General features: G+C 69.4%; 13 protein-coding genes and 1 pseudogene. 6 read left to right on the top strand and 8 right to left on the bottom strand.

All coding sequences use genetic code 11. The features are described from left to right. Nucleotides 1–13 precede the first annotated feature (13 nt). Nucleotides 14–886 (top strand): hypothetical protein, encoded by an 873-nt coding sequence (locus ACZ60Q_RS34210; protein WP_469641462.1) that lies wholly within the window; start codon nt 14–16, stop codon nt 884–886. Between the two features lie 16 nt (nt 887–902). Here ACZ60Q_RS34210 and ACZ60Q_RS34205 read toward each other — a convergent pair whose 3' ends face one another. Continuing rightward, nucleotides 903–1568: a response regulator transcription factor gene (locus ACZ60Q_RS34205; protein ID WP_469641461.1), complete on the bottom strand. Its 666-nt coding sequence runs from the start codon at nt 1566–1568 to the stop codon at nt 903–905. Nucleotides 1569–1992: 424 nt separating this feature from the next. Between ACZ60Q_RS34205 and ACZ60Q_RS34200 the strand changes: the two genes are divergently transcribed. The 4 genes from ACZ60Q_RS34200 to ACZ60Q_RS34185 all read left to right on the top strand — a co-directional run bounded on the left by ACZ60Q_RS34200 (nt 1993) and on the right by ACZ60Q_RS34185 (nt 4952). Then, nucleotides 1993–2487, top strand: coding sequence for an XRE family transcriptional regulator (locus ACZ60Q_RS34200; RefSeq protein WP_469641460.1), 495 nt, complete (start codon nt 1993–1995; stop codon nt 2485–2487). Between the two features lie 126 nt (nt 2488–2613). After that, nucleotides 2614–3114, top strand: coding sequence for a hypothetical protein (locus tag ACZ60Q_RS34195; protein WP_469641459.1), 501 nt, complete (start codon nt 2614–2616; stop codon nt 3112–3114). Continuing rightward, entirely contained in the window at nt 3099–4226 is a 1128-nt protein-coding gene (locus ACZ60Q_RS34190) for an MAB_1171c family putative transporter (protein ID WP_469641458.1), read from the top strand. Before ACZ60Q_RS34195 ends, ACZ60Q_RS34190 begins: the two co-directional genes overlap by 16 nt. Before the next feature lie 360 nt (nt 4227–4586). Then, the gene (locus tag ACZ60Q_RS34185) at nt 4587–4952 is read left to right on the top strand and encodes a hypothetical protein (RefSeq protein WP_469641457.1); all 366 of its coding nucleotides are present in this window, start codon (nt 4587–4589) and stop codon (nt 4950–4952) included. 2 nt (nt 4953–4954) lie between these two features. Here the strand turns inward: ACZ60Q_RS34185 and ACZ60Q_RS34180 are convergent, their stop codons facing one another. The 7 genes and pseudogenes from ACZ60Q_RS34180 to ACZ60Q_RS34150 form a co-directional block, all read right to left on the bottom strand. Next, complete coding sequence (locus tag ACZ60Q_RS34180) at nt 4955–5170, bottom strand: hypothetical protein (RefSeq protein WP_469641456.1); 216 nt, start codon at nt 5168–5170, stop codon at nt 4955–4957. A 628-nt stretch (nt 5171–5798) separates the two neighbouring features. Further along, entirely contained in the window at nt 5799–6374 is a 576-nt protein-coding gene (locus tag ACZ60Q_RS34175; RefSeq protein WP_469641455.1) for a hypothetical protein, read from the bottom strand. Nucleotides 6375–7037: 663 nt separating this feature from the next. After that, a pseudogene (locus ACZ60Q_RS34170) lies at nt 7038–7348 on the bottom strand (transposase); the annotation flags it as partial. Between the two features lie 115 nt (nt 7349–7463). Then, complete coding sequence (locus tag ACZ60Q_RS34165) at nt 7464–8054, bottom strand: dihydrofolate reductase family protein (protein WP_469641454.1); 591 nt, start codon at nt 8052–8054, stop codon at nt 7464–7466. A gap of 675 nt (nt 8055–8729) precedes the next feature. Next, nucleotides 8730–9956 carry a putative PEP-binding protein gene (locus ACZ60Q_RS34160; protein ID WP_469641453.1) on the bottom strand — a complete coding sequence of 409 codons (1227 nt, stop codon included), beginning with the start codon at nt 9954–9956 and terminating at the stop codon, nt 8730–8732. Then, nucleotides 9957–11858 (bottom strand): FAD/NAD(P)-binding protein, encoded by a 1902-nt coding sequence (locus ACZ60Q_RS34155; RefSeq protein WP_469641452.1) that lies wholly within the window; start codon nt 11856–11858, stop codon nt 9957–9959. A gap of 159 nt (nt 11859–12017) precedes the next feature. Next, nucleotides 12018–12191 carry a hypothetical protein gene (locus tag ACZ60Q_RS34150; RefSeq protein ID WP_469641451.1) on the bottom strand — a complete coding sequence of 58 codons (174 nt, stop codon included), beginning with the start codon at nt 12189–12191 and terminating at the stop codon, nt 12018–12020. Between the two features lie 293 nt (nt 12192–12484). Here ACZ60Q_RS34150 and ACZ60Q_RS34145 point away from each other — a divergent pair, with 293 nt between their 5' ends. Next, on the top strand, nt 12485–13288 hold the full coding sequence (locus ACZ60Q_RS34145; RefSeq protein ID WP_469641450.1) for a TIGR03084 family metal-binding protein: 804 nt from the start codon (nt 12485–12487) through the stop codon (nt 13286–13288). The last annotated feature ends 33 nt before the right edge of the window (nt 13289–13321 follow it).

The following is a 13321-nucleotide window of genomic DNA, read 5'->3' as shown; positions in this document are numbered from 1 at the left end:
GAACGGGGAGACGATGGAGCGGAACGCGAAGCCCGGAACGGCGCCGACCGCTCGGTGCGAGGGGGCGGGCTGCCCGTCCGACGCCTCGGGCCCGCCCGCGCGCCGCCGGGCCGCCGAAGGCTCCCGGCTCTGCCCGGACTGCCGCGAGAGCCTGGCCGCGGGCCTGCGCCGGCTGCCCGGTCTGTACGAAGCCTGCGGGCAACTGCTCGGCGGCGGGGGTCCCGGAGGGCTGGGAGAGCGGACCTCCGGCGGCCCTCTCCCCGGCATGCCGTTCAACACCGCCGCGGCCGACGCCCGTTCCGCGATCGTCGGCGTGCTCGGCTCGTGGGCCGGCCTGATCACCCAGACACGCGGTGTCGTACCGCCCCGCCGCACCGTGCCGGAGCTGGCCCCGTTCCTGTTGCGGCACGCCGACTGGCTCGCCGCGCACCCTGCGGCGGGAGACCTCTCGGCCGAGGTGGCCCGCCTGGTGCGCGGAAGCGGCCGGCTGACCGCTCCGGCCCCCCGCGCCGTCCCGGTCGGCCCCTGCCCGGAGGCCGGCTGCCCCGGAACCCTCCAGGCGTCCGTGGCCCCGGGCGGCACACGGGAGACCCCGGAGGCCATGGAGATCCGGTGCGGGGTCGACCCCGCCCACCGGTGGGCGGGGCACGAGTGGACACGGCTGAGCCACCGGATGCGCGAAGGGGGATCAGACCGGCCGGAGTCCGCTCCTCCGGCATGGCTGACCGCCGCGGAGATCTCCCGGCTGTGGGACATGGCACCCGGGAGTGTCTACCGGCTCGCGAACGAGGGGGGCTGGCGGCGCCTGCGCCGCGGGGGTCGGACCTTCTATCACGAGCACGACGTCCGGGAGACGTGCACGAACAGGCGCTCCTTCACTCGTTGACCGCGTCCGAAGCCCTTCACCCGCGTCCGAAGCGGAAGCCGATCCCCCGTACCGTCACTATCCACGTGCTGGCACCGAGCTTGGCCCGCAGGGTGCTGACGTGCGTGTCGATGGTGCGGCTGACGCGGGAGCTCAGCGCGTGCTGACCGGGATCACCCCAGATCTCGACCATCAGCCCCTCACGGGAGATCACCACACCGGGATGGCTCGCCAGATGGTAGAGGAGGTCGAATTCCTTGCGGGTCAGATCCACCGGCTCCTCGTGGAGCCGGACCTCACGGGTCGCCGGATCGATGCGCAACGGCCCCCGGGTGATCGGCCTGTCGTACACGACTCGGAGCTGCGGGCGTACGCGGCGCATCACCGCGTCGATGCGTGCCATGAGCTCGTGGAAGACGTAGGGCTTGCCCAGGCAGTCGTCCGAACCGGCCTGGAGGCCGAGGATGCGGTCCAGCTCCGTACCCCGCTCGGTCAGGGCGATGATGGGAGTGGCACAGGCGGCCCGGATGCTCCGGCACACCTCCAGCCCGTCTATATCGGGCAGTTCGAGATCGAGCAGAATCAGATCCGCGTCCCGGTAGGCGGCCAGCGCTTCCGTTCCGGTACTGACGTCGACGGTTTGATGGCCGCGGCGCTGTAACCCGCGGCTCAAGGCCTCAGCGGCCTCAGCTTCGTCCTCCACGATAAGCACCTGCATGTCTCTCCCCCCAGAGGTTGCCGCCCCGCGCCCACCGAGCCGGGCGGTCGCACTGCACGCGGACCGGTCCGCCGACAGCCCTGCCGCAGGCCTGTCAACTCGTGCGAATAGTGAATCATCGGGCCGTTCATGCCAGTTAACGGAAGTTCGAATGTGGATACTAGCTTCATCACCGGGGCACCTCAAGGGGCTTTTGAAACGGAGAATCGAGCCGTCTCCGACGGCCTGCGCCTCGTCATTGACATACTTGTTACAGGACCGTCCGGATCTAGCCATTCTCACCGGCCGCGACCGGATTCCTACTGGTCGCCCGGGTGTTCGGAAGGAGGGTCACGTATCCTCGTGGGAAAACTCGTGGGAAAACAAGAGAAACCCACAAACCGACGCACTGAGTGGGGAGTGACAGACGATGAGCGGCAACCCGGACGGCCGATTGGTTCTGGCGCTGAAACTCGACCACCTCTTCAAGCTGCGTGCGACACTGAACGCGGACAATAAACCGTCCTACAAAACCATGGCGGCGGAGATCTCCTCCCTGTCGGGTGAATCATTCTCCGGCGCTTATCTGTGGCAACTGCACCAGGGAGAGCGGACGAATCCGACCTTGCGGCATCTCCGTTCCCTCGCCCGCTACTTCGATGTCCCCGTGTCCTACTTCATGGAGGACGAGGTAGCCCGCGACGTGATCGAGGAGGACCTCGCACGCAGGGAACTGGACAGGGCGATGGCGGAGGCCGGAGTGACCGCCGTATACCTCCGCGGAGACCTCACGGCCCTGTCGCCGGAGGGCAAGCGGATGGCGGCCGACATGATCCGGCGGCTGCGTGAACTGGAGCAGGGTGTGGAGGGGAACCTCACGGCCGGAGCACGCCTGAAACGGCACGGCGACAGCCCTGCCCCGTGACGCGGGCGGGCCACGGTCGCGCGTGCGCCGGTCCGCGGCCCCGTACTCCACCAGCCAGCCGAGCAGCCAAGACCTGGAGAACCGACCGCGATGCGCTGGAAACGTCTGCGTCGGAAATGTGAGCGAGTGATCTGCGGCATCACGCTGCCCGACCCCTTCTCCGCCGAGGAACTCTGCGCCCAGCTCGCGGCGGAGCGCGGACGCCCTCTCCACCTCGCCGAGTTGCCGACACCGACCGTTCCCGGCACACCTTCCGGCATGTGGCTGGTGGCCGATCGGGGAGACTTCATCTTCTACGACAGCCAGACGAGTCCGCTCCACCAGGAGCACATCATCGTGCACGAGATCGGACACATGGTGTGCGAGCACGAGCCGCCGTCGGGTGACCGCCTCTACCAGTACCAGCAGCCCGGTTTCGACGTTACGGACGCCACCCGGCCCGCACTTCCGCGGCTGCGCTACTCCGACGAGCAGGAGCAGGAGGCGGAACTGATCGCCAGTCTCATTCTCGAAGCCGCCGGCCGGGTACCGGAGCCCATCGTGCTCTCCGGCATGCTGGGAGGACTGGAATCCGCCATGGGACTCCGCGGAATCCGTTACGCGGGAGCGCCATGCTCGCTTGGTTAGAGCCCCTGGGCATCGCCGGGCTGTGGCTGGCCGTGATCGCCAGAGCACCCACGGCCGTCGCCAGCCGGGAACAGCGGCCTCTGTGGCTCGGAGTCACCGCGATCGCCGTCGCGATGTCACTGCACCTGGAACCCGTCACCGCGTTTCTGTCGGGCACTCACTTGAGTGCCCGACAGATAGATTTGGCCAAGCACCTGTTCAGCATCGCCGACGGGGCGGCCGTGCTGTGGCTCATCCTGAGGGCCGCCGGCCGGCAGCGCCACAGCTCCCTGGCCTTCGGCGGGACAGCCTGCGTCATGCTGGCCTTGGTCGCCCTCTCCCTCGGCGGCCCGGCCGGCCGTATACAGATCCGCCCCGGCGCGGACGAGCCCGCCGTGGTGCTCGCCTACTGGTGGATCTTCCTCGCCTTCCATCTGCTCGTGGACACGACCTGCGGATTCGTCTGCTGGAGTGCCGGGCGCCGCAAGGACTCGCCCCCGCTGCTGCGGCACGGGCTGCGCCTGTTCGGTACGGGCATGCTGCTCGCGTCCGTGCTGTGGGCATTCAAGCTGGTCCACCTCCACACGGCGTCGTCCACCCTCACCCCACTCTTCGCACCCGTGTCCGGCCTGGAAGCCCTCGCCATAGCCTCCTGTCTCGGCCTGCCGGCCCTTGCGCATGTGCACACCTGGTGGCGACTGCTCGCGGCGTCCAGGGACCTCGAACCCCTGTGGCGCGATCTGACGGCCGCGGTCCCCGACGTCGTCCTCGGACCTGCGAATCGCGGTCATCCGGCCTCGGTTCCCCGCCAGCTACGCCTGTACCGAAAAGTCATCGAGATCCGCGACGCGATGATCGTGCTGCGGAACTACGTCACCCCGGCCGACCTCGACCTCGCCCTCCAGCACGTCTCCGCCCACGGTGTCCCCGCCCACGCCGAGGACACCCACATCACCGCCTGCTGGCTTAGCGCCGCGCTGCGGGGCAGGAACGGTGGCCGCACTCCCCGGGCCCAGGCGGTCAACCTCACCGGGCCCGGAGCGACCGGATTCACCGACGAGATCACCCACCTGCGCGAGATCGCGGCGGCCTTCCGGTCGCCGGTGGTCAGTTCGTACAGGGACACACTCTGACGCCACCGCTCTCACGACATCACGAAAACGGATACGCCATAACCTCGGCTCAGGACCAGCAGCACACCAACCACGTAGGAACACTGATCCGCAGTTCCCTCGGATCCGGCGCGGTCGTCGACACGGCGGCCACAACCCGGCCGTAGCACTGATCGTTGCGCAGATATGGCACACAAACAAGCAGACCCAACCGCCCGCAGGGCCCGTGAAGCGGCCCGCCGGGCCGCAGCCACACAGCGCATCGGGCCCCGCCCGCCCAGGACACCACGCCCCCGGCAGCCGAAGCTCCTGTTCGACCTTCAGCCGCCCGGTGCTTTTTACACCGACTGGGACAGCCCCGTCGGCACGGACACCGATGTCATGGTGCAGGTCACTGACCACTTCGGGGCCGACTCCTGCGAAGTCACCACCATGCGGTACCTGCTGCGGTTCCGGAAAATCTACGGACCGAACATCCCGCTGGGCGCTGTCGGCCAACTGGAACTCCTGCTGGACGAGACGGACCTGCTGGCCCAGCTCTCCCCCAGGACCGACGTCGTCAACAGCGACGCTGCCCGCGAGTCGGTGCATTCCCTTCACGCCCACGGCATGCTCCTCATCGCCGACGACGGCTCCCTGTGGATGACCGTCCCACCAGGAACCCCGTACTCCGCACCGGACGGCGCGTGGTCGTTCGTGGAACAGAAGGTGCAAGCGTCGGCGGAACGTGTCGGCGCGGACACCTGACCTCACGCCGTACGGTCCAGGCGCTCGGGCGCGGCCGCCGGGGCGATGGTGGTCAGCCCGGCCCGTTCGGCGGTGCAGAGCCCGTGCCCGGGAGCATCGCTCGGGCGCACCTGCTGCTGGGCAGCCGCTTTGGTCCGGAGCTCCTCGATGGCCTGGTGTCCGTCGGCGAAGTGCTCCGCCGGTTCCCGGAGCTGTTCCCGGAGCTGCCCGTGCGGCATGTGGGTGTTCGGTGACGCCGTCGCCCGGGCGAGGGCCGAGTGGTGGAAAGAGCTGGAGGCCGGGAGGAGGACACCTTGTTCTCCCTGGCCCCCGATCCAAAGGAAGTCGATGCTGAGGTGTCCGAGTAGGCCATGTTGACGGAGCGGCGTCGCCGACCCGATGCCCGGCGATCGGCGATCGGCGACGTCACTCGACGGCGGCCTGTACGCCGGATTCCTCCCATGTCTTGCAGCCATGTGGCTGCCCGGCAAGGGCATCACGACTACGCGCTCTGTGCGCGCATCGGCGGACGACCGGTCACGGTAAAGGGAAGGGGTGCCATACGGCCCCGGCCGACGCGGGCAGGCTCCGTCTCACACCGCCGGCTCCTCTGGCGGGGGACCAACGCGGACTGCCTGTCGTCGAGGCCCTCGGTGGGGGTGAGGGTGGAAACCTTCCGGCGCCGCAGGCAAAGCCGTCTGGGCGCGGCTGGCGTTACACCTCCCGGCTCCGGCCCGCAGAGGGCCCTGAGGAACCCTGGACGCAGCCCTGCGGCCTGGAGGGAGAAGCAGCACGCAGGCAGTCGGTCAGGGCTCCTCGAGGCGTGAGCCGGCTTGCCGACCAGCCGTCTGAGGCAACCGAAACCGGCTAGGAACCGGAGGGGGCTGAGGCAGGGGAGGTGGGGTTGTAGAAGACCGAACGTCCCTGCTTGGAACGCTCCAGCAGCCCCTGTGCAACGCCCTGTTCCAGAGTGTTGCGCACCACCGTCACCTGGGCCGCGCGCTCGGGGTGTGCCTCGGAGAGCGAGGCCGCTACTTCTGCCGCGGACCTGGGCTCGCTCTGTCCTCCCAGGTAGGCGGTGGTCAGCTCGAGCCACGTGGGCTCACTCGCCTTCTTGGGCGACACGGTCTTCTTGGATGCCTTGCTCCTGGCGGCGGCAGCCGGCTTCCCTGCTGCTGTCTTGTTGTTGGAGCCCCGCGCCGCGGGAACCGCGGCCCTCTTGCTGCCTTTGCGCTGCTTCACGGTCTGCTTGGGCGTGCCGCCGAGCACTTCCTGCATCTTCGTCAGGACCTGCTCACTGTCCTCCAGACGGACCAGCTCGTCCTGCAACCGCGCCAGCTCGCTACGCACGCGTTCCTGCTCGCTCCGGTTCACCGCAAGGTCATCAGCGACCCGCTGCACATAGTCTGCCGTGACACTCTGAACGGGAAGGTTTCCAGACATGTAGTCCTCGGATCTCAACGTGGGGGAAAGTGTGTGGCGACGATGGTACCCATACGAATCAAGCCAACCCGCCAGTGTGTCTGGTGAGAAGGCGGCCGGCGAACTGCTCTCCCCTGGTCATGAGGTGCAGATACATCCGCTCACCAAGTGTTCGCGCCCTGCAGGTGTGGCTGGGAATCAGTGCCTCCAAGCTCCGGGCAGTGGTCGTTCCGGAGCTTTCCCGGAGGTCTGGCGTCTTCGCCGGCGGGCCCCGGTATGCGATCGGAGCGAGGAACCGTGGGTGGCCTCTGGTTCGCCAGGTGGACCAGTCCGGCTAAGACGCTTGCGGAGCACGCAGTCAGCCACGAGGGAGGCCGCCTCGTTCAGTCGAGCCATGTACGCCGAAGGCTCTTGTGCTGTTCGGGGCGTACGGTCGGCCGGCACGGTCAGCTGATGTGCGTAGGCATCGCTCCCGGCCGGCTGTGGGTTGGCTGTGCTGCCCCGGCGAGGTCAGCGATGCCGCCAGGTACGGATTTCCAGGTGGGTGATGTGGGCGTCGGCATGAATGCGACCGGTTTCGGCCTGAACCGCCCCGGGTTCGGTAGAGAGCTCATATTATGGTTGTGGCCTGGGGTTTCTTGGATTCCATGTAGTGATTGGCGTCGTACTCGACGGGCGGAAACGTGGCCGGTCGAGCCCGGCCGCGAAGAAACTCGCCGCGGCCTTCAGAATGCCGTTCGCCCTTTTCAGCTCGGCGTTCTCCTTCCTCAACGCCTTGAGCTGGGCGTACTCCTCCGAGGTCGTCCCCGGACGCTGACCCGCATCGGTCTCGTGCTGCTTCACCCAGTTCCGCAGCGTCTCACGGCAACCGATGCCGGGCTTCTCGGCAACCTCCTGCAGAGCAGCGTCTCGGTCGGGTAGCCGCCGCGCACCTCGGCCACCATGCACACCGCACGACGGCGGAGCTCAAGCGGGTAACGGGAAAGCCGTGCCATGACTCGACCCTATTCACGCAATCGAGCCTCTACTCGAACCGGGGCGGTTCATCGTCTGCCTCGCCGGACTCCATCTCGCCGCCGTCTTCATCTGCCGGCGTGGTGATCCGCGACCTCAGTCTTCAGCACGGCGCCGGTAGGTGTTGATCAATACGCCGGACGGTGTCGGCCGCGTGGCGGTGAGGGTCAGGCGGCGGGGGCTCTTGCGATCGGTGAAGAGCTGTTTCCCGCTGCCCAGGATGAGGGGGATGACCAGCAGCCGGTACTCGTCGACGAGGTCGTGCTCGATCAGGGTTCCGAGCAGTTCTCCGCTGCCCAGCACCAGTGTCTCGCTCTCGGACGCGGCCTTGATACGGCTGACCTCTTTCGCCAGATCGGCGCCGAGAAGGACGGAGTTCGCCCACCGCAGATCCCTGACCGAGTTGGAGGCCACGTACTTGGGCACCACGTTCATCGCGGCCACCGCGGGGTCGTTCATATCGGCGTGCGGCCACGTGGCGGCGAAGATGTCGTACGTTCTGCGGCCCAGGAGCAGGGCTCCGGCGGCAGCCGTGGCCTCGCTCATGAACCGCTCCACCACATCGTCGACGTGGGGCAGCACCCAGCCGCCTTGGTCGAACCCACCGTCCCGGTCCTCGTCGGCCGAGAGGACCGACTGCATGACGCCGTCCAACGAGACGAAGTTGACCACGGCAATCTGTCCCATGTGCTGCTCCTATCCGTGTGCTTGCACAGCCCAACCGTTCTTCCGTTCGAGCGGAGCCATCGGCCTCTGCGTATCCGCACACGCCGAATCACGCGGCTCCGCCCCGGCGGAACGGGGCACGAACCGATCATGCGGAGCCTTCGGCTCGCCCGCCCATGACCGGGCGTCAACCGGAACCCCACATGAGGAGACCAACGAACGATCCGCACAACCGTCACGAAAAGGACGGTTTCGGTACTATCTCTGTGTGGTTCGGTCGTCGTGCGGGGGCCGGCCGCCGTGCGGTCCTGGCCGACCACGGGGTTGAGGCATCCTGTTTCGGCAGCCGGGGCACTCACGGTTCCGGCCCGGACGCCGGCGTCTGCTTCCCCTCCGGAGATGCCCCTCACGGCGATGCGGTGGCCCGTGTGCGCACCGGTCGGTGCCGGATGCGGGAGGAGGGCCTGCGCGTCGGTCTCGTGGTGGTGGGCTGCACCCGGCCCGTCAGGGCTCGTGCGCGGTGGTCCCTGGATGCGTTCCGCTCCGACCGGGGACTCCGCGTCCCGCCGCACCGCCCTGGCGGCACGGCTCGCCCGGTGCGTCGGCCGCCTTCGGCAGAGCCCGGCCGAAGCCACCGGTGCGCGCCGAGTCGCGCCGCGGCAGGCCTCCCCCGGCGTGGTGGGCGCGGCGTAGCGGTCAGGTCCGGGGGTGGGGGCGCAGCAGCATCTGCTGGAGTTCGGCGGTGCACATCATGTAGCCGTCGGGGGCCGGCAGGTTCTGGAGGTAGTGGCCGAGGTCGGATGCCAGGGAGAAGACCCGTACCGGGGTGCCTGCGGCGCGGGCGAACTCCACGACCCTGCGCACCGCGTCCAGGACGGCCGGGTGGCGGGTGCGGTAGGAGTCGGCGACCAGGTGGTTGCCGCGGTCCGCGGCGAGGTAGAACTGCACGAGGTCCTTGATGCCGACGAACAGTTCGCTGACGCCCTCGGCGCACATCGCCGGGGTGGCGTGGACGGCGGAGGGCGTCTCGATGAACGCGGACAGGGGCACGTCGTCCGGCAGGTCGAGGTGTGCCCGGAGTTGGGCGTACTCGGTCTCGTCGCGGACGAACGGCACCGAGAGCGCCACTCGGTCGGCTTCGTCGCCGAGGTGTTTGCGCAGGGTGGACAGCACGGTGTGCAGGGCGTCGCGGTAGGCGTCGGAGCCCAGCAGCCAGCGTGCGCCGTGCAGGCCCATCTCGGGGTTCGGTTCGACCGCCACCGGGGCGGCCACGGTGACGTCGGCCGCGTGGTCGGAGCGCAGGTCGAGCATCCGCAGGATCAGTCGCTGGCCGGGCAGGAGCGCCTCGACGAAGCCGCGGAGCCTGGCTCCGATGGCCTGCCCGTAGGCGGTGATGCCGGCGGGGCCGCCGGCCATGGCGTCGAGGGGGCTCAGGCCCAGTGCGAGGCAGAGGAACTCCTCGCGGATGAAGAAGGACTCGACTCGTGCCGCGTTCGGCCCCGAGGTGTTGATGGTGGTGATGTCCTGGAGGTCGGCGATGACCGCGCACGCCGAGCCGAGGTCGTCCAGGGTGGGGATCTCGGCCCCGGGCCGCGCGGACGCCTTCGGCCCGACGACGATCGACGCGCTCTCCAGGTACAGCGTCACCTCGCCGACCAGGTCGGCGAGGTCGGCCTCGTCGACGCGGAGCACGGGGATCCCTCTGCCCCGGCACAGGGACTGCATGTGGCCGGTCAGCCCGCCGGAGCCGCAGACCACCGCGCGCGCGGCCACGATGGCGTCGTACAGCCCTGCTTCGAGGGACGGGGTGACGAGGATGGTTCCCTCACGTGGGCGTCTTGTCCGGTTGCAGGTGCCATGCAGCACGCTCTCGGTGCCCCCGGCCAGAAGAGATCCCCGGATCCGTCGCCCGTTCCCGTTCAACTAGCCCTCCGGTTTGTCGACGTTCCCGATGCCCAGTTGTCGACGCAGCTGCCGTGGTGTCACGGAGACGTCGTTGAGCCGTTCCACAGCGACCCGGTTGACGACCGCTCGCATCAGGCGGTCGGGCCGGGAGACATCTGCCGGGAGTGCCGGAAGGCCGCCCATGGAGTGGATGCTCGCGATCAGGCGGGAGTCGAGTGCTTCTCTTTCCCTTCGTTCGCGCGTGGCCAGCCTCCGCACTTCCAGTACCACAGACTCCTCCAGTGCCGCCTGGTCCGCTTCCTCCGGATTGCTGGCATAGCTGCGGTAGTGGGGGTGGCGGGCCGCGATGTCGCAAAGGCCGTCCTGCCGCAGTTCCAGCTGCTCGACCACGTGGGCCGCGACGGAGACCGAGTGGTTCTTGATGGCGGCGAGATTGAAGGCGAACGCGCCGGTCCGGCCGTGCCGGACGATCTCGTCGCCCTCCCTCGGCACGCCGACCGCGGAGACCGGGCCGGCCGGCCGGCCGGCGCCGTCCAGCAGTGTTCCGCAGGCGTCGACCTCCAGGCCGCGCCCGGTGCGCTCGTGGGGGACGGCGATGCCCTTGCGGAGGAGGTCGCGCCACAGCGGCCCGTCGACCTTGGCGTAGTCGGATTCCCTGCCGAAGTTGGACACCACCAGATCGGCTTCGAGAGTGCGGCCGTCGTGCTGCGCGGCGAGGGAGACCAGCAGCCGTCCGGACCGTGCGGGCGTGATCGCCCGGACCTTGCCGACGACCAGCTCCACCGGCCCGTCCGGTGTCCGCATCGCGTGCTCGATGACCGCCATCGTGTACTGCACGGCGCCGACGCGCAGTGCCGCGATGGTGGTGGCGAACTCGTCGAGCAGGCGGCGCAGATCGTCGGTGGGGATGCGTTCGATGATCTCGGGGAGGTACGGCTCCCACGCCTTGGCGACGCGCTCGGAGACGATCACGTGGGCGATGTCGGGGTGCTGCTCGCGGACCGTCGAACACGCCGCGCGCCAGGCGGTCCCGACCCGGGCCAGGAATTCCTCGCGGCCGCGGTAGGGCTCCAGCAGGGTGTCGGGGCGGGGCAGGCGCACCACGCCGTGTTCGTGGGTGCCCGGGTAGGTGCGGAAGATCGTGCCGGACTTGGAGATGAGGTGGATCCGCCCGGTGTGGCCGTTGCGCAGCAGCAGTCCCGCCGAGTCGTACGCGCTCAGCACGGATCCGACGATGGCGACGGTGGCGTCGGGCCGAAGCCGGGTGAGGGTGCGGATTCCGGCCGCGGAGTACGGGTTGCGTACGAAGGAGGGGTGCCCGGCGACCTCGGCGGCGAAGGGCGGCTCCTTGAGTTCGAGACCGGTGGCGAGGACGACGTGGTCCGCGCCGAGCACCTTCGTGTCCGGGAGCGGGCCGGGGCGCAGGCCGTCGAGTCCGTTCGCGCGGAGGTGGCCGACCGTCACCTCGAAGCCCCGGTCGCACGCGTCCATGGCGAGCGCCTCGCCGTCCGCCTCGACGAGGACGGCGCCGGGGCAGGACTCCCTTCGGGCCTCGGCCAGCCGGTCGTCGAGGTAGTCCTGGAAGATGCGGCGGGGTGCCGGGCCCTGTTCGGTGAACTTCCGTGCGGCCCAGCGCTGCGGCCAGTCCCGGCGGTCGGCCTCCTGATTGGCCCAGTGGACGAAGTCGAGGACGTCCTCCCGGAACACGGACATCCGGCCGGCCTGGATGTTGAAGACGTGGTCCCAGGGGTTGCCGTCACGGTGGTAGGCGACCCCGGCGGACCGGTAGTCGGGGCGGCGTTCCAGCAGGACGATCTCCAGTGGTCTTCGCGCGAAGTGGAGCAGCCGGATGGCCGTCGCGGTGCCGGCGAGGCCTGCCCCCACGACGAGCACTCTGGGGCGCGCGCCCGTTCGACTCATGAAGCCTCCCCGATGAACCGGGGCGTCCGGCGATGCCGTCCCCCACCGGTGCCGTGTGCTGACTGGAAGTCGCCTGATTGCAGGTCAACTTACCTGTGCTACAGGGCTCTTGGGATACGGTTTCGGTTCCGGGACGGGTGGCCCTCGGCCGGTTCCCGGTCAGTCGCCGAGGTCCGGGGCGGCCGGGACGTCGAGCTCCGTACGGGCGTAGTGGTTGAAGTAGTTGGTGTGGAGGTTCACCGTCACGTGGGCGAACACCTCGGTCAGCTGGGTGTCCGGTTCGCCGGTTCCGCAGTGCGTCGCGGTGGGTGCTGGAGTCGTGGTCCTTGTCACCGGGCAGGGATTCAGGTCGTCGGCGGGGCGGCCTGCGACGGGCGGGATGCCGTCGATCAGGGCGGTGGTCCGGGTGACGTCGTTGACGTTCGCCGCGGTCGTGATGACCTTCGGTTACGAGCTCTGGGGGGCCGCGGAGCCGCGCGTACGGGAACGTGCGGGTTTCCCCTCCCTTCCCTGCCGGAGGCAGCGCTCAGCACTCTGGGAGAAGACACCGAATCCTCGGCGGCACCAGGCTGGATCCGGTATCCGGGATACGACCACACCCCCCCGAGCAGAGACGAGAGCGAGCGATGTCCGATTTGGCGAACGTGCTCAAGGACCTGGCGGCGGCAGGCGACGAGACCGACCGTATGGTGGCCGGCCTCGACGACACCCGGTGGGCGCTGGAGACCCCGGCCCCCGGCTGGACGGTCACCGACCAGATAGCCCACCTCGTCTTCGTCTACCGGCTCGCCGGTACGGCGGCGTCCGACCCGGAGGCGTTCCGGGTCATGACCGAGAAGGCGTCGGGCGATTTCGACGGAGCGGTCAACGCCGCACTGGCCGCCTACGCCTCCGACTCCCCGCAGGCCCTCCTGGCGCGCTGGCGCACCGAGCGCGCTGCCACCATCGAGGCGCTCGCCGCCGTGCCGCCGGGCCGGACGGTGCCCTGGCTGGTCAATCCGCTGCCGCCGGCTGTACTCGCCTGCGCGGGGCTCATGGAGACCTTCGCGCACGGCCAGGACATCGCCGATGCCCTCGGCGTCCGCCGCGAACCCGCCCCGTGGCTGCGGCACGTGGCCGGATTCGCCGTGCTGACCCAGGCCTTCGGCTACCAGGCGCGGGGGCTGACTCCGCCCACCGAGCCCTTCCGGTTCGAACTGGGCTCCCCGACCGGGGAGTTGTGGGAGTACGGTCCTGCGGATGCGATTCAGCGGATCACCGGCCCCGCCCATGACTTCTGCCTGCTCGTCACCCGGCGTCGCCACCGCGACGACCTGGCCCTCACCGCCACCGGGGACGCGGCCGACCACTGGCTCGACATCGCCCAGGCCTACCGGGGCCCGGCCGGAGAGGGCCGCAGGCCCGGCCAGTTCTCCGACACGCCCCGGTGAGGGACGGGCGCCCGTAACCGCCCGGAACCGTAT

Source organism: Streptomyces sp. NPDC104313, assembly GCF_055583985.1.
The sequence above is the reverse complement of the archived record's forward strand: the minus strand, read 5'-3'. Positions and strand labels throughout refer to the sequence as shown.